General features: G+C 58.3%; 23 protein-coding genes, 1 pseudogene and 1 riboswitch. Of the genes and pseudogenes, 15 read left to right on the top strand and 9 right to left on the bottom strand.

Going from position 1 to position 23,901, the window contains the following annotated elements; all coding sequences use genetic code 11:
- Window positions 1-139: 139 nt before the first annotated feature.
- Window positions 140-697: pseudogene (locus J2S62_RS00135) on the bottom strand (NUDIX hydrolase); the annotation flags it as partial.
- Between the two features lie 112 nt (window positions 698-809).
- Between J2S62_RS00135 and J2S62_RS00140 the strand changes: the two are divergent.
- Genes J2S62_RS00140 through J2S62_RS00150 form a run of 3 tightly spaced genes read left to right on the top strand, consistent with a single transcriptional unit; the run spans window position 810 to window position 4,593 of the window.
- The gene (locus tag J2S62_RS00140) at window positions 810-2,282 is read left to right on the top strand and encodes a CCA tRNA nucleotidyltransferase (RefSeq protein WP_310169882.1); all 1,473 of its coding nucleotides are present in this window, start codon (window positions 810-812) and stop codon (window positions 2,280-2,282) included.
- Between the two features lie 58 nt (window positions 2,283-2,340).
- Entirely contained in the window at window positions 2,341-2,865 is a 525-nt protein-coding gene (locus J2S62_RS00145) for a DedA family protein (RefSeq protein WP_310169884.1), read from the top strand.
- A gap of 39 nt (window positions 2,866-2,904) precedes the next feature.
- Window positions 2,905-4,593, top strand: coding sequence for a formate--tetrahydrofolate ligase (locus J2S62_RS00150; RefSeq protein WP_310169886.1), 1,689 nt, complete (start codon window positions 2,905-2,907; stop codon window positions 4,591-4,593).
- 95 nt (window positions 4,594-4,688) lie between these two features.
- Here the strand turns inward: J2S62_RS00150 and J2S62_RS00155 are convergent, their stop codons facing one another.
- Window positions 4,689-5,990: an acyl-CoA dehydrogenase family protein gene (locus tag J2S62_RS00155; protein WP_310169888.1), complete on the bottom strand. Its 1,302-nt coding sequence runs from the start codon at window positions 5,988-5,990 to the stop codon at window positions 4,689-4,691.
- A gap of 78 nt (window positions 5,991-6,068) precedes the next feature.
- Window positions 6,069-6,182: riboswitch (SAM riboswitch) on the bottom strand.
- Window positions 6,183-6,764: 582 nt separating this feature from the next.
- The gene (locus J2S62_RS00160) at window positions 6,765-7,922 is read right to left on the bottom strand and encodes a hypothetical protein (RefSeq protein WP_310169890.1); all 1,158 of its coding nucleotides are present in this window, start codon (window positions 7,920-7,922) and stop codon (window positions 6,765-6,767) included.
- A 384-nt stretch (window positions 7,923-8,306) separates the two neighbouring features.
- On the opposite strand from J2S62_RS00160, the gene J2S62_RS00165 reads away from it, so the two are divergent.
- Together J2S62_RS00165 and J2S62_RS00170 are read left to right on the top strand one after the other, a co-directional pair.
- On the top strand, window positions 8,307-8,987 hold the full coding sequence (locus J2S62_RS00165) for a hypothetical protein (protein ID WP_310169891.1): 681 nt from the start codon (window positions 8,307-8,309) through the stop codon (window positions 8,985-8,987).
- Window positions 8,988-9,265: 278 nt separating this feature from the next.
- Window positions 9,266-9,700 (top strand): DUF1801 domain-containing protein, encoded by a 435-nt coding sequence (locus J2S62_RS00170; RefSeq protein WP_310169893.1) that lies wholly within the window; start codon window positions 9,266-9,268, stop codon window positions 9,698-9,700.
- Window positions 9,701-9,725: 25 nt separating this feature from the next.
- Here J2S62_RS00170 and J2S62_RS00175 read toward each other — a convergent pair whose 3' ends face one another.
- The 3 genes from J2S62_RS00175 to J2S62_RS00185 all read right to left on the bottom strand — a co-directional run bounded on the left by J2S62_RS00175 (window position 9,726) and on the right by J2S62_RS00185 (window position 12,579).
- Window positions 9,726-10,037: a putative quinol monooxygenase gene (locus J2S62_RS00175; protein ID WP_310169895.1), complete on the bottom strand. Its 312-nt coding sequence runs from the start codon at window positions 10,035-10,037 to the stop codon at window positions 9,726-9,728.
- 64 nt (window positions 10,038-10,101) lie between these two features.
- Window positions 10,102-11,379 carry an amidase gene (locus tag J2S62_RS00180; RefSeq protein WP_310169897.1) on the bottom strand — a complete coding sequence of 426 codons (1,278 nt, stop codon included), beginning with the start codon at window positions 11,377-11,379 and terminating at the stop codon, window positions 10,102-10,104.
- A 114-nt stretch (window positions 11,380-11,493) separates the two neighbouring features.
- A complete protein-coding gene (locus tag J2S62_RS00185) occupies window positions 11,494-12,579 on the bottom strand; it encodes an inositol-3-phosphate synthase (RefSeq protein WP_310175667.1) in 1,086 nt (361 codons plus the stop codon).
- 124 nt (window positions 12,580-12,703) lie between these two features.
- Between J2S62_RS00185 and J2S62_RS00190 the strand changes: the two genes are divergently transcribed.
- The 3 genes from J2S62_RS00190 to J2S62_RS00200 are packed head-to-tail and all read left to right on the top strand — an operon-like array spanning window position 12,704 to window position 15,997.
- Window positions 12,704-14,191, top strand: a complete 1,488-nt coding sequence (locus J2S62_RS00190; protein ID WP_310169900.1) for a glycosyltransferase family 87 protein — start codon at window positions 12,704-12,706, stop codon at window positions 14,189-14,191.
- Complete coding sequence (locus tag J2S62_RS00195; protein WP_310169903.1) at window positions 14,175-15,431, top strand: M18 family aminopeptidase; 1,257 nt, start codon at window positions 14,175-14,177, stop codon at window positions 15,429-15,431. Before J2S62_RS00190 ends, J2S62_RS00195 begins: the two co-directional genes overlap by 17 nt.
- Before the next feature lie 2 nt (window positions 15,432-15,433).
- Window positions 15,434-15,997, top strand: a complete 564-nt coding sequence (locus J2S62_RS00200; protein ID WP_310169905.1) for a hypothetical protein — start codon at window positions 15,434-15,436, stop codon at window positions 15,995-15,997.
- Between the two features lie 5 nt (window positions 15,998-16,002).
- Here the strand turns inward: J2S62_RS00200 and J2S62_RS00205 are convergent, their stop codons facing one another.
- Window positions 16,003-16,731: a YqjF family protein gene (locus J2S62_RS00205; RefSeq protein WP_310169907.1), complete on the bottom strand. Its 729-nt coding sequence runs from the start codon at window positions 16,729-16,731 to the stop codon at window positions 16,003-16,005.
- A 43-nt stretch (window positions 16,732-16,774) separates the two neighbouring features.
- On the opposite strand from J2S62_RS00205, the gene J2S62_RS00210 reads away from it, so the two are divergent.
- From J2S62_RS00210 to J2S62_RS00220, 3 genes are all read left to right on the top strand, one after another.
- Window positions 16,775-17,023 (top strand): type II toxin-antitoxin system Phd/YefM family antitoxin, encoded by a 249-nt coding sequence (locus J2S62_RS00210; RefSeq protein WP_310169909.1) that lies wholly within the window; start codon window positions 16,775-16,777, stop codon window positions 17,021-17,023.
- A gap of 366 nt (window positions 17,024-17,389) precedes the next feature.
- On the top strand, window positions 17,390-18,781 hold the full coding sequence (locus J2S62_RS00215; RefSeq protein ID WP_407649870.1) for a PhoH family protein: 1,392 nt from the start codon (window positions 17,390-17,392) through the stop codon (window positions 18,779-18,781).
- Window positions 18,782-18,986: 205 nt separating this feature from the next.
- Window positions 18,987-20,423 (top strand): YeeE/YedE thiosulfate transporter family protein, encoded by a 1,437-nt coding sequence (locus J2S62_RS00220; protein WP_310169911.1) that lies wholly within the window; start codon window positions 18,987-18,989, stop codon window positions 20,421-20,423.
- Between the two features lie 58 nt (window positions 20,424-20,481).
- On the opposite strand, the gene J2S62_RS00225 is transcribed toward J2S62_RS00220, so the two are convergent.
- A complete protein-coding gene (locus J2S62_RS00225) occupies window positions 20,482-21,078 on the bottom strand; it encodes a hypothetical protein (RefSeq protein ID WP_310169913.1) in 597 nt (198 codons plus the stop codon).
- A gap of 386 nt (window positions 21,079-21,464) precedes the next feature.
- On the opposite strand from J2S62_RS00225, the gene rpsF reads away from it, so the two are divergent.
- The 4 genes from rpsF to rplI all read left to right on the top strand — a co-directional run bounded on the left by rpsF (window position 21,465) and on the right by rplI (window position 23,162).
- Complete coding sequence (gene rpsF / locus J2S62_RS00230; RefSeq protein WP_310169916.1) at window positions 21,465-21,767, top strand: 30S ribosomal protein S6; 303 nt, start codon at window positions 21,465-21,467, stop codon at window positions 21,765-21,767.
- Between the two features lie 41 nt (window positions 21,768-21,808).
- Window positions 21,809-22,369, top strand: a complete 561-nt coding sequence (locus tag J2S62_RS00235; protein ID WP_310169918.1) for a single-stranded DNA-binding protein — start codon at window positions 21,809-21,811, stop codon at window positions 22,367-22,369.
- Between the two features lie 72 nt (window positions 22,370-22,441).
- Window positions 22,442-22,678, top strand: a complete 237-nt coding sequence (rpsR, locus tag J2S62_RS00240) for a 30S ribosomal protein S18 (RefSeq protein WP_043055447.1) — start codon at window positions 22,442-22,444, stop codon at window positions 22,676-22,678.
- Window positions 22,679-22,697: 19 nt separating this feature from the next.
- Window positions 22,698-23,162, top strand: coding sequence for a 50S ribosomal protein L9 (gene rplI / locus J2S62_RS00245; RefSeq protein ID WP_310169924.1), 465 nt, complete (start codon window positions 22,698-22,700; stop codon window positions 23,160-23,162).
- Window positions 23,163-23,461: 299 nt separating this feature from the next.
- Here the strand turns inward: rplI and J2S62_RS00250 are convergent, their stop codons facing one another.
- The gene (locus J2S62_RS00250; protein ID WP_043055449.1) at window positions 23,462-23,665 is read right to left on the bottom strand and encodes a cold-shock protein; all 204 of its coding nucleotides are present in this window, start codon (window positions 23,663-23,665) and stop codon (window positions 23,462-23,464) included.
- Window positions 23,666-23,901 lie beyond the last annotated feature (236 nt).

Here is a 23,901-nt window from a genome sequence, read left to right on the forward strand (position 1 = left end):
TCGGCGGCTTTTTGAGTGCCTCGGCATCGTCGTTGCGGAACTGCGGTGGAATCAGCCCGGAGGGTAATCTGCGGACCATCGGCACCACGCGCCGGGGCCGAATCGTCGGTGGTGGTGGGGTGATGTCGAAGAACTCGGCCATCATCTCGCGGGCGAGTTCGACGATGCGCCGCTCGTTGAGGAAGGTCAGGCGTCCTGTCAGGCGGTCGACATCGACCCAGGCGACGTCGACGGCTTCTTGGTCGGGGTCGTTTTCGATGGTTAGTTCCCCACCGGTGGCGCGTAATAAGAAGTGGTGGACCGTTTTGTGGATGCGCCGGCCCGGCACGGTAAACGTGTATTCAATGTGGCCCAGCTCGGTCAGGATGTCACCCGAGATCCCGGTTTCCTCGGCGACCTCACGCATCGCGGCCTCGTAGTGGTCTTCTTCACCCTCGGGATGGCCCTTGGGCAGGACCCATTCGAGTCGTCCTCCGCGGTTATAGCGTGCAATAATGGCTACTTGATGCGCTCCACGGTGTTCGCGCACGACCATGCCGCCGGCGGAAATCTCTCGTACAGTGGGTATCTGACCGGAAGCATCTGGTCGAAGCCGCCCCGTTTGTGCATCCCGTCGGACGCGCCGACGTGCGGACGCACTCGTGCCCCAGACATTGGGCGGGGTGCGATCAGCGGCACCGCGGGCACGGTTGGACATATAATCCACTCTAGCCCGTCACACACTGCGCGGAAGTCCTGTACGCAATCGGGGATCGCCGCGGCCTGAAAAAAAATTTATCCCTCAACCGGAACGAATACGTTTAGTCACCATGTCGAAGAACTCCTCCACGCGCTATGCAACCGTGCCGCTACCGGCCGGTTTTCCCGACGATGTCACCCTGCCCAAGTTCGTGATCGAACTGGGCAAGCGCTTTGACGACGCCGGTTACGAACTCGCGCTGGTGGGCGGACCCGTCCGCGACATGTTCTTGAGCTCGACCGTGACCGACCTGGATTTCACCACTGACGCGAAACCCGAGGCTATCCAGCAGGTGCTGACCGGTTGGGCACACACCCAATGGGACATCGGCGCGGCGTTTGGCACGATCGGTGCCCGCTACGGCGACTGGACCGTGGAGATTACGACCTACCGGGATGAAAAATACGATCCCGATTCTCGCAAACCCCAGGTCGTCTTCGGCACCGAGCTGATCGAAGATCTGCGCCGTCGGGATTTCACCGTCAACGCGATGGCGCTGCGCCTGCCCGACTTTGAACTGGTCGACCCCTTTGGTGGGGTCAAAGCGCTCGTGGCCGGCGTGTTGGAAACCCCGGGCACCCCGGAAGCCTCATTTTCGGACGATCCGCTGCGCATGATGCGCGCCGCGCGGTTCGCCGCCCAGTTGGGGGTCACCGTTTCAGAGAATGTTGCGGCCGCGATGCAAGAAATGGCCGCGCGCATTGAGATCATTTCGGCAGAACGCGTGCGCGAAGAGCTCGTCAAACTCATGATCGCTCCGACCCCGCGTGCCGGACTCGAACTATTGGTGCGGTCCGGGATTGCCGATTACGTGTTGCCCGAACTGCCCGCACTGCGTGAATCATCGGATGATGCGCACCGGCACAAGGACGTCTATCAGCACTCGCTGCAGGTCATGGACAACGCGATCCAACACGAAGCCGACTATGTTGAGGCGCCGAATTTCGTATTGCGCTTCGCGGCCCTGATGCACGACATCGGCAAGCCCAAGACCCGCCGGTTTGAACCCGGCGGCAAAGTCTCGTTCCGACACCACGATGTGGTCGGCGCCAAGATGGTGGCCAAACGGATGCGCGAACTGCGTTTCGATAAGGACACCACCAAAGCTGTGGCACGCCTGGTCGAGCTCCACATGCGCTTCTACGGCTACGGCGAGGGCGAGTGGTCGGATTCAGCCGTGCGCCGGTATGTCACCGACGCCGGGAATCTACTCCCCCACCTCCACGCGTTGACTCGCTCGGATGTCACCACCCGCAATAAGCGCAAAGCCCGTCGGTTGGCAGACAACTACAACGACCTCGAAGCCCGGATTGAACAATTGGCCGAGGAAGAAGAACTCGCCTCGATTCGCCCCGACCTCGACGGCCAGCAAATCATGGAGATCTTGGGCATCAAGCCCGGACCGCTGGTCGGGCGGGCCTATAAGTACCTGTTGGATGTCCGGCTGGATCAAGGTCCGGCAGATTATGAAACCGCCAAACAAGCCCTTCTGGACTGGTGGGCTGATCAGCCCGAAGCCCAAACTCCTGACGACGAGGCCTAATTTCCCGCATACTGGAATCGTGAAATAATCACGACGCGCCAGCAAGGGAGCAGACCGCATGGGTGACGGTGTTTGGTACAACCCCATGACCTGGGACGGACCCTGGATCTGGGTGTGGTTGGCCCTGTACTTCATCGTGTTCTGTCGCGCCGGCGGGACTCATCTGATTGGTCGCGCAGTCCGCAACGGCGTCTCGCGGGTGAGATCAATCCAACGCGTCTTAGCTTCGGCCGCGTATCAGCGTGCCGAACGCGTGCTCGATCGCTGGGGGCCACCCGCCGTTGCAGTGTCGTTTCTAACCATCGGTTTTCAGACCGCGATCAATCTGGCCTCCGGTGTGATTCGCATGCGCTGGTACCGCTACGTGCCCGCCCTGCTCATCGGGGGAGCGCTCTGGGCGACGATTTACACCACCATTGGTTCGGTGTCGATCGCCGCGATCGGGATCGCTTATAACCGGTGGCCCGTCCCCACGATCATTATCACAATCGTAATGGTCATTTCCCTTGTCGGATGGATCATTTGGCGGCTGACCGCCCCGGAGAAAAACCCGGCAGAAAAAGTCCCCACCACGCAAAACTGACCCTTCCGTAAACGCTGTGATGTAGCTAACGTGGCCCCTATGAATGATGCTGAAATATCACTTGCCGCTGAGCTCAAACCCATCGCGGACATCGCCTCAACCGTCAACATCTCCGACGACGCCCTGATCCCCTACGGCCACCACATGGCCAAGGTCGATACCCAAAAAATCCAGAAGTCCGGCAAACGCGGAAAACTTGTATTAGTTACCGGCACCTCCCCCACCCCCGCAGGGGAAGGCAAATCCACCGTCTCGGTCGGTCTGGCCGATGCGCTCAACCTGGTCGGTTCCAAAACTATGGTGGCCCTGCGCGAGCCATCGCTTGGCCCGGTTTTTGGGATGAAAGGTGGCGCCACCGGTGGCGGCTACGCCCAAGTGGTGCCCATGGAAAGTATCAACCTGCACTTCACCGGGGACTTCCACGCGATCTCATCAGCCCACAACCTGTTGTGCGCTCTGGTGGATAACCACATTTATCACGGCAACGAACTCGGCATCGACCCGCGCACCGTCCGCGTCAAACGCGTCCTGGACATGAACGACCGCAACCTGCGCAACGTCGTGGTCGGTCTGGGCGGCCGCGCTTCTGGTAGCCCGCGTGAAGATGGCTTCGAGATCGTCGTCGCCTCCGAGACCATGGCCGTGTTCTGCCTGTCCCGTGATATCGATGATCTCAAAGAACGCCTGTCTCGCATTGTCGTGGCCGACACCTACGATCGTGAGCCCGTTACTGCGGCTCAGCTCGGACCAAACGGCGCCCAAGGTGCCATGGCCATCCTGCTGCGTGATGCAATCCGCCCGAACCTCGTTCAAACCCTGGCCGGGACCCCCGCGCTGATTCACGGTGGGCCATTTGCCAACATCGCCCACGGGGCAAACTCCGTGATCGCGACCAACACCGCGCTGGATCTGGCCGACACGGTCGTGACCGAAGCCGGATTCGGCGCAGACCTCGGTGGCGAAAAATTCGTCAATATCACCGGGCCCGCCGGTGGGTTTGCCGCCGACGCGGTCACCGTCGTCTCAACCGTGCGATCCCTCAAATACAACGGTGGTTTGTCCGTCGATGAGGTCAATAACCCCGGTGATGATCGCACCGGCCACATCGAGGCGATGGAAAAAGGCTCCGCGAACCTCGCTCGGCACCTAAAGAATGTGAAATCTTTTGGCGCTCCGGTTGTGGTGGCGGTCAACCAGTTCCCGCAAGACACCGAAGAAGAACTCCAGTGGGTCAAAGACTTCTGCGCCAAACACGATGTCCACGCCGAAGTGGTCAGTGTGTGGGCCAATGGTGGCGAAGGTGCCAAAGCCCTGGCCTCCCACCTGACTGAGGTTCTCAAGGACTCCGACGACACCGTACAGCCGATGTTCGGTGAAGACACCGGCATCCGGGAGCGCATCGAGCACATCGTGACCAACGTGTATGGTGGCGACGGTGTCGATTTCTCCTCGACCGCTCAACGGCAGCTGAAACAACTCGAAGAAGCCGGCCTCGATAAGATGCCCGTATGTATGGCAAAAACCCAGTACTCCTTCAGTGACGATCCCAAAGCCTTGGGTGCTCCTGACGGGTTCCGGGTGACCGTGCGCGAGCTCAACCTGCGTGCCGGTGCCGGATTCGTCGTGGCCCTGACCGGTGCCATGATGACGATGCCTGGCCTGCCTGCTAAACCCGCTTCCGACAAGATGGACGTTAACGATGAAGGCGAAATTCTAGGCCTGTTCTAACGCGTAACTGGTCACCGTAGTGTTATTCTCGCGGTTCAGGGCGCACCGTCGTTGGATGGTGCGCCCTGAACTATCAGCAGCGAGCGGCCAGGTATCTATCCCTGGCGCGGTTCTGAGTTCCGGGCAGTCGAGTGGTGCGGTGGGATCACGCCGTTGATTCGGTAGTTACCCACAGCCTGGGTACGATAAATTAAAGGTGTGTGGCTAGCGATGGTACGCGCATTGAGCCAGTGCTGGTGCAATTGATTGGATGCGATCGTCGCGGATGCTCCCCCGACTTCAAAAATCTGATTGGTGGCATCCAAAATGAGTTCTGAGACCACCAGACTAGCTTCAGATAGTGCAATATTTGCTCTCGTGTGCGCATCTAGAAAGACCGGGTCTTCCAGATCGGTATGCCCTTGAATTTGCACATAGGACTGCTCTGCAACGGCTGCTACACCTCGCACGATGTGTCGAGCTGCGGACACTTTGGCGGAGGCTTTCCCGATGACTTCATGTACCAGAGGATCTTCTGCAGGGGTCTCTGCTGTTGCGTGGTTGTAGGTCCGGCGTCGAGTGGCAACGTACTGGGTAATATCTTTTATCGCCGCTTGGCCTATGCCGGTTTGGGTAGCAATTAAGGCGATCCACAAGATCGTGTACGAGAGCACTCCGGTGGGCACATCGAATTCCTGGAGCCGGTTTTCAAGCACGGGAACCTCGTCGAGAATGGTCGTACCCGAAGCGGTGAGTCGTTGCCCAAAACCATTCCAATCGTCGATTCGTTTGACACCAGGGTGTTCTGCGTCGACGATTGCAAACAATGGTCCTTCGTCTTCATCAGCTGCACGCGACGCTGAAATGAGAAGGTAGTCGGCAAAGATCGCGCCAGTTGAATAAAATTTGTCGCCGGTCAGATGAGCAATGACTCCACCGGACGTGGGTTCCGCGTCGGTCCAATACACCGGGCGCTTGCCCGCTGCAGGGGGGAGTTCAACCAGGGCGTTACCAAAGATTTTGCCCTTGGCCACCTCAGCAAGCCACCATGCAGAGACTGCCCCTTGAGATTCATTCTGATGCTGTTCTGTGAACATGAAGTGCCCGTGTAGGGCTTGAGGTAAATTTGAATCTGCTTGTCCGAGGTCAACTAAGAGTTCGGCTAATTGCGGCAGGGATGCACCAATTCCACCATGCTCTCGAGCTAGACGAACGCGAGTAAAACCCGAGGTCCGCAATTTTTCAAAGGCATCAAACGCTAGTTCATGGTCTTGCTCCCGTTGCCTTGCACCAGCAGCGATCGTTTCGAACACCGGTGCAAAATGTTGGTGTAATTGCAGGTCAGTGGGCGAAACGTGTTCCGTAGCTTGTAGGAGCTGTTCGAACGTTGGTAGTGCAATAGTTGAAGTAGAAGTCATCGGTTTTCACTCGTTTCATGAAATTCGTGGCACTTCCGCACACGACAGCTCGCGCATATTGGGGAGCTTCAGTGAGAGGCACCATACTTGCCCACGATTTTTTCGCTGGGCCGAATCATCACCTAGAGCACCCCACTACGGTGAGAGGGTTGCTGTCCGGGTAGCTAGGGCTATACGCCGGATCTCAAGATTCTGTATTGCACTATAGCCTCGATTCACGACATGCATCAATTGGGAGCCAAGAAATAACCTTCAGTGAAGCAACGAATCTTCATAAGTCGCCATAACTTTTCATTATTCATAAAGTCACGCCGGCGCGCACGCCGATTAATCTGGCAGTCTTGAACGAGCAGTTTCGGTCGAGCCTTGACGATGCGCGCAAATCTCGGCCAGCGGTACGATAGGGCATCCAGCGCCAGGCTCCAGAAAAAGATGGTGAGCACCAGAATGTCGGAAAGTGAGCTAGCATCTCCTTGCAGACCTACCCCGGCGGCATCGGCCGCATGGACGATGAGCAGATCGGTCAGTCCAAGACCGCCGGATTCTCGCTGTCCAACGATTCATAGCAGCAACATGAGGCCCAGAGAGGTCAACGTCCCACGGACTATCACTTCCCACACGGGTACGGTGGGGATGAGCATGTCTAGCAACGTCTGCATGGGGACCTCCGAATGAGCAATGCTTCATCATGGCCGCTCATTTCCCCTGCTGTCTAGATCATGCACTCCCTTCAAACCTGGGCGACGAGGCCTCTTTGACGGGTGCTAAGGCGTCTCATGGAAGTTCTAGCGTCTCTATCTCGTCGAAGAACACATCGAACTGATAGTCCAGCAGTAACTGGGCCAGAAAACCTGCCGTTTGCAGATCCGGTACCCAGTTCAACACGACCCAGGCGGCATTATCCACGGACTGGCGCATGGCACGCTCGTAGAGCACCGCGGTGCCAGGGTCGCCCTCGGCAGCTTCTTCAACGAGCTGGCGAGTTTCGAAGATATCGGAGGAGACTGTGCCGATGACGCCACGATCCTGAAGTTTTTCGACCCGGGCCACGAGGTCCTCGACATACATCTGTCGAAGTTCCTCGGACGCGACCTCGGGATGCGGGTAGAGGCATTGCGAAGCCCAGGCGATGCCCATGGTGGCTTCGAGACGAGCACGGACTAGCGTCTCATCCCAGGGTTCCGGCGGAGTGTCTCCCTGGAGTGCACGCGTGATCATGGAGAGTTCATAGATCATCTGCTGGGCCGCACCGTCCAGGGTGGACACATCGGTTTGGCGGATTGGGTCGGGTTGGGGCGGGAAGCCGTCATCCTGGACGGGCTCGTCCGCATCCATTGGACGCAGGTCCAATTCGTGGACGATGGCCAGCTGCAAGCCTTCTTGCGGCAATCGGAACACCGGGTTCGCACCTTGCTCCAGAGCTTCGCCGGAAAGTTCTTGACCGAGCTCAGCGCCCACCGATGGCAGGATGCGATCCACCAAGCGAGCGTAGTTTCCTGACATAAAATGTGTGAGTAATTTGCGATTCCCGATCGTCGGTGCCCCATAGTTCAGCACAATGTGCGTGCCGAGCCGGCAGACGTCGTCAACATGTTGCCGGGAAAGGTACGTTGCATCGCCGGTCCGGCCCTGCATGTTCAAATCACGGTGGTACTGATAGACCGCACCGGTCAGCAACACCTGCAACCAACCGTAGACGCCGTGCGTCTGGATCAACTGCTGATGGGCCTGCACGACCTGAACTACCTGGGGTTTGGCCGCCAAGTTCCCAGCACGACTCGTCCATTTGGCAAACTCGGCGGTCGCTGTCGGTCCGTAGAGCTCGAAGCTGCGTTCGGTCAGCTTCTGGCCCGAAGTGGCCAGGGCTTTGAGACCACTCAGCTGACGGTGGCGTGCCAGGATGTTGTCGGTGTCAATTTGATAATCGGTCACGGCGCTATCGTACAAGCTCTCGGCAAGCTCGGCGTGATGTTGGTGCAGGTTCTCCGGGTGTCCCTTCACTTGGGAACGACAAGCATACGCTCCTCGGGCCGCAAGGTGTAAAGGATATACCCGCATTTGCATTCTCAAGGTGCGCCATCGACCCGAGATGCGCGTAATCAAATGTCGGTAGAGTTGATGTTTTGTTTGACTGTACTCACCTCCTCGCTGAGCAACAGGCCCACATCCTGGTCCCCTCTCAGCTTGCAGCATCCGGTGGTATAGAGGAATCATTTCGATGTGAGATCGGATGGTTGTCGGCAGACCAAGCGGAGTGAGATATCATCCAGACTCGACAGGCATCTTTGTTCTTTTCGGTCCAAATGATGGAGTTTTATGTTGATTACTGCCACGGAGGATCCGTCCCTTTACGTAAGAATGAATGACGGCATAACTATCGCAGTGGCAATCTTTGCTGTAATTATCTCGATTATCGCCATGATCACTGGCCATACTCGGGAGACGGAGGCGAATGAGATTGCTCGGGAAGCTCGAGATGAAGCGCGGCGTGCCAACCAGATCGCCCATGAGGCCTTGACCATTGGGACTATGGATTCGAAGAGACAATACGCGATAAGCCTCCAACCACTAGTCGAGGCGGCCGCGGGGGTTGATGACTACCTCCGCCTGATGACATACGGTGCAACCCCCCGCGAGTACGAGGTTAAGGCTTCCGAGATTCAGTCTCTGCTGTCAGAAGCGTCAGGCATTCCAGCTGCCGGTTCGCTCGCCCAGAAGTACATCATTTACGGGCTTCATATGATGATGTTCGCAGTGTCTTTCAGTGTTCAACTCACCGTGTACGAGGGCCCACAGCGGGAAGCGTTCTTCGACTTAAACGACGAGGTGCGTAACCGACTGGGGCGATATTCCCACGCGCTCCGTGGAGTTCCCTTAGAAAGCGAGAACAGCAAAAAGCTGGAAGAAAAGGTAAAACTGGCAGCAGTAGACTTGGAATTCATCGCCCGCGCCAACCGTAAGGCTATGGCCCGGGATATTAATTCTCACGACGATTGACCTGGGAATTATAGCTCCATATGTTCCGCTCCTCGACGCGGGGCGACCCCAGGCGCCGAAACCCAAGGCTAGTGAGCTCTAAGAAGCCCCAGGGTGGGTTGCTCCTACCGATGGCGCTGGGACGAGTTTGCGTCTCGTATCTCATACCCGCTTTTACGCACCTTGGTTACTAGCATTGACTCACTCCGCCAACCGAAGTTGCGAGTCATAGCTTCACTCTTCTGCCGGCAAGATGATGAGCGTAGCCTATATAGAGCTAATGAATCTGAAGGAGAGCCGTGGCAAAAACCGCCAATAAAATGCAACCCACCGATGTCGATCCAGAGGAATTTATCGACCAGGTCGAAAACGCCACGCGCCGTGCGGATGCCGAACGCATGGTAGAAATCATGCGTGATATTACCGGTGAAGAACCCGTGATGTGGGGGCCGAGCATCATTGGGTTTGGGAGCTATCACTACGTGTACGAATCAGGTCGAGAAGGGGATGCACCTGCTGCGGGTTTTAGCCCGCGGAAAGCGAACCTGGTCGTGTACTTGATGAATAACTTCACCGAACAGCACTCGGAGAAATTAGCGGAGCTAGGTCCGCATAAGGCAAGTAAAGCCTGTCTCTATCTGACGAAGCTCGACAAGGTCGATGAAGACATACTGCGGTTTTTGATCAATGATTCCTACGAGATGATCAAAGAGATGTATCCCGATCAGAACTGAACATAGCGCACGCCCCCGAATACACTCAGGCTTCCGTACTACGTAGCGGCGAACCGACGACGTTAAAGTCTTGACTCTCGAATTGTCCGGTCAGCATCGGCACGACCTCATCGATGGCAGCTTTCACGTCGGGGAGCTGCAGGGACCCCTGGTGTGCTTCGGCGGTCTCCCATAGTTCCATGGCGTAGACGGTATCTGGTTCGCCATCTTTGGTCCCGACTTCATAGAGCAGGCACCCTGCATCTCTGAGCTCGGGGCGCAACCGCGTCAGGATTTCCACAACAGCATCGCGTTTGCCGGGTTGAGCCACCAGTGAGCCCATGTGCGCATAAGTCATGCCGTTAGTGTAGCGGCAGACCGGTGCCAGAAACAGAGTGCTTCCTGCGAATTTCCGAAGAACTTTAGTCCTCGATTTCTCCGCGAAGAAGGGCTTCGACCTGTTCAGCGATGCTGAGTAGGGCTGTGTCGCACTCTGGTTTACCGATGAGCTGGAGGCCAATTGGGATGGGTTGTTCCGCGCCCGGGATGGGCAGGGTGATCGCGGGAAACCCGACCACATTCCAAGGGGACGTGAAATGAGCGAGCGCTCCCCACACCTGCTCCAGGCCCGAATCATCCTGCACGGTACGTTGACCAATCCCAGGAGTTTCGATAGCCAACGTGGGGCTCACCAAGACATCGTAGTCTTGGAAGAGCTCCGAGAGTTCATGACGTTGCTGCTGGGCAGCGTTCAGTGCTGTCAGGTAGTCCTCGAAGGTCACCCCGAAGAGATTTCCGATACGTTGGCGAATCTCATCGTCGTACAGCTCAGGAGCGACCCGAGATAGGCCGTCGTGGATCATCGAACCTTCCCACCCAATGATGCTCAGATAAAGCCGCCGAAGAATCTCAAGATCAACGTGCGGAGTTTCCAGCAGAGTATTCGACTTCGCGTCGAGACGTTTAAGCGTATGTACCAAACCGCTCTCCACTCGTGAGGCCATCCCAGTAAGCGACGAACTTGGAAGCACTCCGAAGCGTAATGGCCGGTGCGCTCGCACGGGCCGCTGCGCATCATCTGCGACCTCGTGGAGCGCTTCCCATACTGTGACAAGCGTGGAAACGTCTCGGCCCACCAACCCAGGGGTATCTAAGGATGGCGACAGGGGAAATATGCCCTCTGAACTCAGTGTCCCGTAGGTAGGTTTGAACCCCACGACGCCGTTGAGCGCCGCTGGGATCCGGATGGAGCCTGCCGTATCCGTCCCCACGGCTGCGGGCACGATGCCTAAGGCAACAGCTACCGCGGATCCACCACTTGAGCCACCGGCCATGAGCGAAGGATCCCAGGCGTTTCGTACCGCTCCGGCGAAACTGACATCACCGGTGGTGCCAAACGAGAACTGGTGGGCTTGGGTTTTTCCTACCACCGAGGCGCCCGCCGCCACCAGCTGGTCGATAAGTCTTGCACTGCGAGGTTGCAGCGCAGTGAACCGAGAGCCAGCTGCGGTGGGCATGCCCTGGCAGTCGATGACGTCCTTGACGGCGATCGGCAAGCCGGCGAGTGGGAGTGAGTCGGCTTTTTCGTCTGCCAGGGGCTGCTCCGGCACGTAGACGAAGCAGTTATGACCACTTCCGATTTCCGCCTGGGCCATCTGGAGCGACTCGAGCGGAGATGAGGGCAAAAACGTTGAGCTCATAGGTGTGAGTATGCCAAAGATACCTCCTACGAGACGGTAGTTGATGTTCACTGCCTCTTTGGAGAATGAAAAACGCCACCGAAATAGATCGGTGGCGTTTTGTAGAGAAGTCTTTTAGCGCTCGATGTCTCCCGAGATGAAGGCCTCGACGAGGTCATGCGCGTGGTCATCGTGGTGCTGGATGGGCGGCGACTTCATGAAGTAGCTGGAAGCAGACAGGATCGGTCCGCCGACCTTGCGATCCAGAGCGATCTTGGCCGCACGGATCGCGTCGATGATGACGCCGGCCGAGTTCGGAGCATCCCAAACTTCGAGCTTGTACTCCAGCGACACCGGGGCATCGCCAAAGTTGCGACCCTCCAACCGAACGAAGGCCCACTTGCGGTCATCCAACCAGGACACGTAGTCCGAAGGTCCGATGTGCACATCCTCGTCGGCCATGCCGGCTTTCATGTTCGAGGTGACGGCCTGGGTCTTAGAGATCTTCTTGGACTCAAGACGATCGCGTTCCAACATGTTCTTGAAATCCATGTTGCCGCCAACGTTGAGCTGGTAGGTCCGATCCACAGTCACGCCGCGGGACTCGAACAGCGCAGCCAGTGCACGGTGGGTGATGGTTGCCCCGATCTGGGATTTGATGTCATCACCAATGATCGGCACACCGGCGTCGGTAAATTTCTGGGCCCAGCACTCATCGGAGGCAATGAAGACGGGCAGCGCGTTGACGAAGGCCACACCGGCATCGATCGCAGCCTGGGCGTAGAATTTCGCGGCCTCTTCGGAACCGACCGGCAGGTAGCAGACGAGCACATCGACCTGATCGTCTTTGAGCTGCTGGACGACATCGACGGGTTCGGCATCGGATTCTTCGATGGTTTCTCGATAGTATTTGCCCAGCCCATCAAGGGTCGGTCCGCGCAGCACCTTCACACCGATCTCAGGAACGTCGGTGAGTTTGATCGTGTTATTTTCGGAGGCGCGCATCGCTTCGGAGATGTCGAGCCCAACTTTTTTGGCGTCGACGTCGAAGGCGGTGACAAATTCCAGGTCGGACACGTGATAGTCGCCGAATTGGACATGCATGAGACCTGGTACGGTGTCATCGACCGAGGCGTTTTTGTAGTACTCCACGCCTTCGATCAGTGAGGTAGCGCAGTTGCCCAGACCGGCGATTGCAACGCGAACTTTTTGGTTGGACAGCACGAAACTCCTTGCGGTGAAAAACTGTGGCTGAGGCTTTTAACTCACTGTATTGTACGACAGTTCAACCAACCCACCGCCCACGTGATGCGTAATTCCCACTCAGATCGGTAGACTTCTGCTCATGGCGAGTGCACATGATGATCTCACGGCAGAAGATCCACGACAACAGCTCGCCAAATCTGAACACAGCCGCATCGCACCGCGCGGCAAATACACGCTCCCCGGCCGAATTCGAGCCTTTTGGCGCCCGGGACATCTGCTGGTCTTACTGACCATCGCGGCAGCCCTGGTAGCGGTCCTGCTGAAAACCCCGTGCAGGGTCGGTGGCTGGGGTGTTCCGGACGTTTATCTGGGCGGATGCTATTCAGACTGGACCGGATTGTGGACTTCGCGCGGTTTCGCCGAAAACCCGTGGGCGCCATTTCAACCCGATGGGTCATTCGAGTATCCGGTGTTGATTTCGGTCGTGGCCTCGGTCCTGGCCTGGCTGGCCCACGCGCTGACCGGCATCGTAGAGGCCCTGGGCGTCGATGCCGGACCCAACCTGGTGTTCTACGATCTGAATTTCTTAGCCGTGGTCGCCCTATGGATTGTCACGGTGCTCCTCGTGGCCAAACTCGCCGGTATTCGCTACTGGGACGCAACCATGGTCGCGGTGGCCCCGGGGATCATCTTTGCCGGGTTCATCAACTGGGACATGTGGGCGGTCGCCCTGATGGTCGGAGCAATGTGGGCGTTCGCCAAGCACCGGTACATCATCTCCGGGGTGCTCATCGGCCTGGGCGTCGCCGTGAAGCTCTTTCCTTTATTCCTGCTGGGCGCGATCGCCGTGCTCGCGATCCGCACCGCCCGCTACTATCCATTGGTCGTCACCGCAGCGGCCGCCGCCGTGACGTGGTTCTTAGTCAACCTGCCGATGATGATGTTCAACCCCGAGGCCTGGGCGGTCTTCTACGAGTTCTCGGCCGACCGTCCACCGGGCTGGTCCTCTATCTGGCACGCCTACGGGGTCGCCACCGGCGACACGATCACCGGTGCAGAACTGTCCGGCTACGCCTTCTGGTCGTTCCTCATCCTGTGCATCGTCATCGCGGTCATTGGGCTGACCACCCGACACCGCCCCCGGCTAGCGCAACTGATGTTTCTGATCGTGGCCGCATTTTTACTGGTCAATAAGGTCTACTCGCCGCAGTTTGTGCTGTGGCTGATCCCGCTATTGGTACTGGCCCTGCCTAACTGGCGGGATTTCTTGATCTTCTCGGTCATCGAGCTGCTGCACTTCTGGGCGATCTGGGGCTACCTGGCCAGCCTGGGTTCCGAGTACGAATCCCAACACCAACTCGACGAAAACCTCTACCTTGCCGCGGTGGCCGGGCACGTGGTTATGCTCATCTATTTGATGATGCGAGTCGTCCTCGACATGTATGACCCCGGCGGTGACCCGGTCCGCAACAGCCTGGCCAAAGCCGCCCACCCACAGGTACCCATCGACGACCCGGGTGGGGCAGAATTTGATGGCGCCGCAGATCGATTCGTATTGCGCCGGCGTGACACAGCTCCCCCTGACCTATCGCGCGACATAGACTCGAAGCATGACGCAATACCTTGATGACCTCGCCGAATTCATCCACACCGCCCCCTCGCCCTATCATGTGACCGCTCAGGTCGCCCAGCGCGCAGCCGAAGCCGGTTTCACCGTCCTCGACGATGCACCCGGCCCCTGGCCCAGCGAACCCGGTGGTTATGTGCTGGTCCGCGACGGTGCGGTCATCGCGTGGAAGATCCCCGAACAGGTCACCGAGTACCCAACGTTCCACATCGTCGGAGCCCACACCGACTCCCCTACCTTCCGGGTCAAGCCGCTGCCCGATAACACCTCGGTCGGTTACGCCCGCGTCGGCGTCGAAGTCTACGGGGGCGTCCTGGTGAACTCCTGGCTGGATCGCGATTTAGGATTCGCCGGACGACTCATCACGGCAGACGAGCAGCATCTGGTGCGTACCCCGGCCATGGCGCGGATCCCCCAGCTCGCGATTCACCTGGACCGCAGCGTCAACGACGGGCTCAAGCTCGACCGCCAGCAACACCTGGTCCCGATCGTGGGCGTGGGGGACGAGACGAACATCCTCGCGGAAATCGCCAAACATGCTGACGTGGAGCCAGAAGCGGTGCAAGGTTTTGATCTGGTGCTCACTGATACCCAAGCACCCGCAACCATCGGGGTCGACAATGACTTCTTTGCCGCACCGCGCCTGGACAACTTAGTCTCCGTGCACGCCGGACTGCGGGCGCTGCTCGAGTCTGAATCGGAGCACATCACCGTGTTAGCGGCCTTCGATCACGAAGAAGTTGGCTCCGAAACCCGCACGGGCGCCGGCGGTCCCCTGTTAGGAGAAATGCTGGGACGCATCCTGGATTCCCTGAACGTCCCCGCGACGCAGCACCAGACGATGATCTCGCACTCCATCATGCTCTCGGCCGACGGCGGGCACCTGGTACATCCGAACTATCCAGAGCGTCACGATCCGCAACACTACCCGCTGCCCAATGCGGGCCCGATCTTGAAGGTCAACGCGACCCAGCGTTATCTGTCGGATGGCCACGGGGCCGCGAAGTTCGTTGGTTGGGCGGATCAGGCCGGTGTCCCCCATCAGGTCTTCGTGTCAAAAAACACGCAACCATCGGGCTCAACTATCGGCCCGATCTCGGCGACCCGGCTGGGCATGGAAACCATTGACGCCGGCATTGGGTTGCTCTCGATGCACTCGGTACGCGAAATGTGTGGCGCACAAGACCCCGAGCACTTAGCGAAACTTGCGGTCGCGTTTTACCAAGACTCCCGCCGCTGACTGTGTCCTATTTACCGCAGCAGCCACAACACGTCCCACATCCGGGTGGAGCAGCTGGCCCGCGACGAAAACTGCGATGGCGCCAACGGCCGGACCAACGAGGTGAACCCCAGGACGGGTTAGCTCCCGAGCAGAGCCATGGGATGAGCGTGGTCATGGGCGCGCTCATCGCCAGTGGCAGTCTCGTCTTGAGTGCGGTCGTACACCGTATGACGCTCATCCAAGACGACCTCATCGCGATCGGAATGGCGGTCATCCCTGTTGGGCTGACGCTGATCAGCGCGCTGGTGCTGGTCGGTTATAGCTGGCGGCGACGACGCAAAGGACTGACCCTTCGTCCCGCGCTGACCTGGCTCATCGTCTGGAGTGTGGTGGGTGTTCCAGTGCTCGCGGTGGGGAGTCACAGCATCCCATACCTGCTCGGGGCCGGCAGCGAGTATGGTCAGGCTGCTGTGGCGATCATTTGTCTCTACTTGATGCTGCACGGTTGGTGGATTGCCTTATTAATTTCCGCCGGGATAGCTGTTGGCGTGGGGTTACATCGTCGCCAAACACCTGCGAGCTGATCGAGTCATACCCGACGAGGCACGCCGAGCCGCGTGTGTACTATCGACGCTGCATGTACCAGCGGTTTGTTATCCGGTTCTGGCAGGCCAACCCAGCGTAGTGGCTCAGTGAAGTGCCCCGAGGCTGTTGCAGCGCGCAGCGGCCACGGCTCGTGAGACACCGGAGTCCCCCACAGCTGACGCGCTCGCCGATGAAACGCCGTCCACCGGCCCGTGACACTGTCAACCAGTTCGGTTCGGTCGGATGCAGCCAACGGCTCCCCCACTGTGACCGTCGCGCCGAACCAATCGTCCTCGGGCAACAACTTGAACGGATTCGGTGTGCCGAATCGGTATGCCCACGACGCAGCGCCGACCGACACCGTCGCAGCAGAGCGCTCATACGGTAGCCCCACACTCCTGGCAGCTGCGACAAACGATATTTTCGGGACGACCATACCCAGAAACCAGATCCCATCGCGTCCGTCATCGGTGCGCACATACGCCCGCACGTTCAGCTCGGGGAATGCGTCCCACCCCGGGATTGGCACGCGGAAAGGTCCGCGAACCCGCGCCATCTGAAACGGCGTGATCCCCACCCACGTTCGACTGTTCCATTGCTGAACGGTCAGTTCCTCGGGCACTAATGCCTGAACAACCGAGGGCTCATAGGACCAATGCAGAAACGTCAGATACTGCCAAGTTTGGAAGTTCACCGGCGCTAGGACTACTCTATCGGGAACACGTCCGCTCATAGCGACTCCCTGGGTGTACAACTTGTACAAGTACACTAAGTCTATGATCTCTGTAAGCCTATCGGAATTCCGGAACAACCAAAGCGACTATATTGCCGCCGCTCAGCGTGAACCCGTAGAGATCACTTCACGGGGTGCGAATCGACGAGCCGTAGTAGTGTCCCCGGAATTCTTCGACCGGGCGATCCAAGCACTTGAGGATCAAGAAGACATTCGCGCTGCTCACGAAGCCCGACATGATCACGGTCCGACGGTAGCTCACGAGGTACTCGTCAAAGAGCTTGGGCTGTAGTGGCCATAGCGTTTGCGCAGGGTCTACGAGGTTTGTGAAGACTGTCTAGTTGTCTGGGCGCTCATTTAGAGCATCGCCGTGAATTTGATCGTTGATTCTTTGTGGCGAAGCTACCCCGTGTGATAGACCGCCACATTATGGCAGGCCAACTGTTTACCAAAACGTAACCGCACAGTTAGGTACAAGCTATTCCCTGCTCCCCCGGCACCCCCTAGATTGAGAAGTGTCAGAACATTGACCGGAAGGCCCACACGTTGATGCGAAGCGACCGAAGGGGCCGGTACGGTCCCATCGCCGCCCGCACGGCCTGGGATCGACCGACACCCTATCCGCGACTCGTTATGAGGACTGGCTGCCGGCCCGCTTATGCCGCAGCCGTCTCGGTTTGGAGAAACTGTGGCCTCGTTACATACCCCAAATGCTTTGAGTGCAGAACTCGAATCTGCGGTGGCTTCTGAAGTGGCACAAAAATCGTATGTGATCGACACTTCCGTCCTCCTGTCGGATCCCAAAGCCCCGTTGCGCTTTGCCGAACACGAAGTGATCATCCCGATCGTTGTCATCTCCGAACTGGAAAAGAAACGCCACGACGCGGAACTCGGGTACTACGCCCGCTCCGCCCTCCGTCTGCTCGACGAACTTCGCGTCCGGCACGGCACCCTGAACCAACCGGTCCCCCTCAACGACGAGGGTGGCCACCTGCTGGTCGAACTCAACCACATCACCGAAAACGTCCTACCCGCCGGCTTCCGGCAAGGCGATAATGACTCCCGCATCCTGGCGGTCGCCAAAAACTTCGCCGATGAAGGCCGCGCGATCACCGTGGTCTCCAAAGATCTGCCGATGCGCGTCAAAGCCTCTGCCATGGGCCTGGACGCCGATGAATACCGCAACGAATGGGTCGCAGACTCCGGATGGACCGGGATCGCCGAAATCGATGCGACCGAAGAACAAATCGCCCAGCTCTACGACGGCGAACACATCGATATCGAGGACGCCACCGAATTACCAACCAACACCGGGCTTGTCATCTCATCGGGACACAGCTCAGCCCTGGGTCGAGTCAAGATAGATGCGACCTCACACAAATACGTGGAAGTGGTCCGAGCAAACCGCGATGTCTTTGGTTTACACGGCCGCTCTGCCGAGCAACGCTTAGCCATCGATATGCTGTTAGACCGCGAGATCGGCATCGTCTCGCTGGGTGGGCGCGCCGGAACGGGGAAGTCGGCGCTCGCACTATGTGCAGGACTCGAAGCCGTATTGGAACGTCGCGAGCATAAAAAGATCATCGTGTTCCGTCCGCTCTACGCGGTGGGCGGTCAGGAGCTCGGTTACCTGCCCGGCACCGAGGAAGAAAAGATGAATCCCTGGGGACAGGCCGTGTATGACACCCTGGGAGCGTTAGTCAGCGAGAACGTCCTGGCCGAAATCAAATCCCGCAACCTGCTCGAGGTACTCCCCCTGACCCACATCAGAGGGCGCAGCCTGCACGATGCCTGGGTCATCGTCGACGAAGCACAGTCGTTAGAGAAAAACGTCCTGTTGACGGTGATGTCCCGCATGGGCCAGAACTCCAAGATTGTCCTGACCCACGACGTCGCCCAGCGCGACAACCTCCGGGTCGGACGCCACGACGGTGTCGGCGCGGTCGTCGAGATCCTCAAGGGCAACCCGCTGTTTAGTCACGTGACCTTGACCCGGTCCGAGCGCAGCCGAATCGCAGCACTGGTCACGGAGTTACTCGAGGAGCACTAAACCGCATCCCGTCATAAGCCGACCGTGAGGGCCCGCGTACCGGTCCATCACGGTCGGCTTTTATGACGCCTATGACGTCGTATGAAGATTCATGTCCCGTTCAGTTGCGCTCCATCACGAGCGACCTAGGCTGCTAGGAACTCAAATTTCTCATCATTCGGTCGAATCGTAGACCGAACAGAGCCTTCCGTGAGACTGGGATTTCATGATTCTTACTGGTTTATTGATCGGTGTAGTACTCGGCGTGGTCATGCAGCGTGGCCGCTTCTGCGTCACCGGCATGATTCGCGATATTTTCCTGGCAAATTCCTGGCGAACTTTTGTGGCGTTGCTTATCGTCATCGCCGTCCATGCCGTAGGGATAGCCGCGCTTACCTCTACCGGGGTCATCTCACCGGAGAACACCACGTTTGCACCCGCCGCCGTGATCGTCGGTGGGTTCGTGTTCGGGCTGGGGATCATCTTGGCTGGCGGTTGTGCTTCGGGCACGTGGTACCGCTCAGCCGAAGGACTCGTGGGATCCTGGATCGCCCTGGCCATGTACGCACTGTCAGCGGCAGCCATGCGAAACGGCGCGCTCTCTGACTTCAACGCGTGGATGAAAAGTTGGGACACCGGCCTAACGACCATCCCGGAACTTTTCGGTATCTCACCCTGGTGGTTCGCAATCGCTTTAGCGATCGGCACCGCCTTGCTGGTCCGGCACTTCCGCGCTCAAGACGCCAAACGCCCACAGGTTGCTCGATTGGGTAACCAGCCCCGCTGGAAGCGCCCGCTGCCGATGTACACCGCCGGTGCCCTCATCGGGGTCATCGGTGTGATTGCTTGGCCACTGTCGGCGGCTGCCGGACGCAACAGCGGCCTGGGTATCACCGGCCCCACCGCCAACACCTTGCAGTACGGTGTCACCGGAGATGAATCATTCGTCGACTGGGGCGTGCTGCTGGTTCTCGGGCTGCTTGTGGGAGCCTTTATCGCAGCCAAAGCCACCGGTGAATTCCGCATCCGCATGCCAGATTCCACCACAGCCGTACGCTCCATCGGCGGCGGTTCAATGATGGGCGTTGGCGCCTCGTTAGCAGGCGGCTGCACCGTGGGCAACGGCATGGTCCAGACCAGCCTGTTCAGCTTCCAAGGATGGGTCGCGCTGCTATTCATTGCCGTGGGCATCGGCGTGGGCGCCAAATTCTGGTTGAAACCAGCCCGCACCAAGCCCGCCGCCACACCCCAGACCTACACAACCAACGATAGCATCCACAACTCAGTGAATACCACCGGAGAATCGATGCCATTGGGCAACACTGCGACCCAGGCACCAGCCTTTGGTGGCATGCAGGTGGCCACCGGACTGGTGACACTACAATCCGCAATTGACCACAAAGCGCAGCATCTAGGCAACGGATACTATGCGCTGGACTCGCTGGGCGCGGTCTGCCCGTTCCCGCTCCTCGAGGCCAAAGATGCCATGGCCAGTCTGGAATCCGGACAGCACTTAGTCATCGATTTCGATTGCACGCAAGGTACCGAAACCATCCCGCAGTGGGCGGTCGACGACGGTCACGAAGTCACAGACTTCCGAGAAACCGGCGACGCCTCCTGGCAGATCACCATCAAAAAGGATGGCGCAGCGGCAGCTGGCTAGGGGATAGCAAGCACAACTCGAGGGGCGATAACGAGCAGGTCTCGCACCCTCGAGCCGATTAGCGGTACTTGTCGGAAATGTTTTCTTCCGGCACGTACTCATCTCCCGGGAACCGCTCGCCATCCTTGCGTTGTTCGTCAAACTCGGTTTTGAGTTTCGCGGTATCACCCGGCGCACAGTGCGACACCGCAACCACACGGTAGGTGTCGCCGGCCGCCATGGTGTCAAAGGTCGCGCGTTGGACCGGACCGCCCGTGCCGTACACCACGGGGTAGCCGCCGTGGTCGCCCACGCGGGTGTCCATGCCGAGGGAATCCCAGTAGTCGACGATCCGTCGAGCATTCTCCTCATGGTCTGTCCCGGAGTCTGCCGACAGATTGAACTTATACGCTGCACCATTAGTGCCGTTGTCCATCGTGCAGCGTTCTGAGTTCGCGGTGCCGTGCCTCGCTTCCCATCCGTCGAGCTCGAGTTGCTCGGTGGTGTCAACGACGAAATCGACGACGACATCGCGGTGTCCGACCGCATCCATGACTGGCTCCTGCTTTGTAGGGCCAGCACACCCTGCAACCAACAGGAATGCTATTGCCGCAGCGACGGTGGTGACGGGACGGTGAAAGAACTGCCGCAGCGGTGGGGGAGTGTTACGACGCATAGACTGCTCCTGGACCAATCAGTGATTGCTGATAGAAGGCCGGTCCCTTATCGATGTGCTTAGTCACATGCTCCTGTTCGCCTCGCCGTGTTCGACCAATATTCACGACTGACTCGGAACCAGCCTCGTAGTACCCACTGGTCGCCCTATTTCACACAGCGCAGCATGTCAGTGTCAAGCGCTGCTGGGGTAGCTAACCAAAGTTCACGACTCCGTCACGTGCTGTATCCCAAGCGTATCGTGCTGGCTTTCCGAGTTTAGTTTCTACCGGTTCTCCGCTATAATGGCGAGGTTGCGTCCTGACTCCAGATGGGTCGGGATGCTCGCACTAAGAACCTCCTGTTACGGAAATCCCGTGACCACCAGTCCAGAGGAGGTGGGTTCGCATGCGTGCATATGAACTAATGGTGATGCTCGATCCAGAACTCGACGAGCGTACCGTTGAACCAACTTTGCGTAAATACCTTGACAATGTGATCAAGGATGGCGGAACCGTTGACGAACTCGATGTATGGGGTCGTCGTCGTCTTGCCTATGAGATCCAGAAGAAAAACGAGGCAATCTATGCCGTCGTGAGCTTCAACGCTACTCCTGAGCAGGCTCAGGAACTGGATCGTCAGCTCAGTCTCAACGAGACTGTGATGCGCACCAAGATCATCCGTCCGGAAGATCAGAAAATTACCCTCTAAGTTTTAGAACCACCAACCTGCTACTGCATTAGGAGCGCTTCATGGCCGGAGAACCATATATCACTGTGGTCGGCAACCTGGCAGGTGACCCGGAACTGCGGTTTACCGCATCGGGACACGCGGTTGCGAACTTCACGATTGCACAAACACCTCGGAGCTTTAATCGCGAAACCAGTCAATGGGTCGACGATGAAACTTTGTGGGTTCGCGCTTCCGTATGGCGTGAAGCGGCTGAGAACGTAGCAGAGACGCTGACCAAGGGTACACGAGTCATCGCTTATGGTCGGCTGAGAGCTCGGTCATTCGAGACCAAGGATGGTCAACAACGGACCAACTGGGAACTCGATGTTGACGAGATTGGCCCATCACTGCGCTGGGCTACCGCACAGATCAACCGCACACCACGTTCCGGTGGCGGCGGCGGATTTGGTGGCGGTGGCGGCCAGCAAGGTGGCCCCGGCGGAGGCTGGGGCGGAGGTGCACCAGCCGGAGGCGGTTGGGGCGGCCAGGGTGGCCAATCGGCACCGAGCAACGACCCGTGGGGTGGCGGTGGATCAGCCGGATCTTGGGATCAGGGCAACGACTCACCACCACCGTTCTAAGACAGTTTTATTCATTCACGACCATCCCGCCAACCGGCGGGCTCCAGGTTATAGCTATAAAGGAGCACCAAGATGGCTAAGGCAGAAGTTCGTAAGCCGAAACCAAAACCGAATCCGCTGAAAACAGCGGAAATCGAATACGTCGATTACAAAGACGTCGCATTGCTACGTAAATTCATCTCCGACCGCGGCAAGATTCGTGCACGTCGCGTTACCGGTGTGACCGTCCAACAGCAGCGCAAGATCGCTCAGGCAATTAAAAACGCCCGCGAAATGGCTCTGCTGCCGTACTCCGGTTCCGGCCGCTAAACCCTGAGGGAGAGAAATCATGGCAAATCAAAAAGTCATTTTGACCCAGGAGATCCCGAACCTCGGTTCGGCCGGCGACGTCGTTGAAGTACGTAACGGCTACGCTCGTAACTACCTGATCCCACGCGGCGAAGCTGTTCGCTGGACCCGTGGCGCCGAGCGCGAAGTTGAACAGCTGCGCGAAACTACCGCTGCCCGTTCAGCTCGCTCGCTAGAAAACGCACAGGCACAGGCTGCACAGCTTGCTGAGCAACCGATCCAGATCCAGATGCAAGCCGGCGAAAACGGCCGCCTGTTCGGTTCTGTTACCACCGCCGCGATTGCTGAAGCAGTCAAGGAAGCCGGTAAGGGCGACGTAGACCGTCGTTCGATCATCGGTGCCGGTGACATCCGCACGCTGGGTACCTACCCAATCCAGATCCGTCTGCACGAGGACGTTCTGGCGGAAACACGCGTGTCAGTTATTCCAGCACCGAAGAAGTAACACTTTTCGACGCTGATATTGGGCGGTCCCTCCACTGGAGGGGCCGCCCAATATGGTTTAACGCCAACGTCGTGCGCCAGCCGGTAAGGGTGCGGGAGGCAGTATAGGCCGGACCGAAACCAGGCATCGCTTGCCCCGCGTGCAGCGCTCGAGGAAGCCATCGCCGCGCTCCTTTGCTCCGTCGACAGCGAGAAGTATTGGGGGTAACTACCGGCTGCATGGATATTTAAGACACAAAAACGGCGGGGATCCAACACGATTTCTCGTGCGGAAAACCCCGCCGTGCGTTCTAAAAGAGTTTAGAGGCCGCGAATGTTCGACGCCTGAGGACCCTTTTGACCCTGCTCGATGTCGAATTCGACCTTCTGATCCTCTTCCAGGTTGCGGTGACCGGAACCCTGGATAGCGGAGAAGTGTGCGAAGACATCGGCGGAGCCATCATCTGGAGCGATGAAGCCGTAGCCCTTGTCGGAGTTGAACCATTTTACTGTGCCTGTGGCCATAACGATATTCCTTATTTCTTAGTTCTGGACCACCGGTGTGATCCTTGTACCCGCAATGACATTGTCAAAGCGGAATTCTTGGTGGGCAAAATGCTGCCCTGCACTTCGTCACGGATGCGACAAAGTGCGGCTAATTAGATTGAGCAGGGGAGGGAGAGATCGGAGATCAGAAAACAGCGGAAGCTTCACGCAAACTTACGATCTGCGATGGAGAGCAACACGGCTCGATTCGCGGT

The organism is Enteractinococcus fodinae, from assembly GCF_031458395.1.
Classification (GTDB): Bacteria; Actinomycetota; Actinomycetes; order Actinomycetales; family Micrococcaceae; genus Yaniella; species Yaniella fodinae.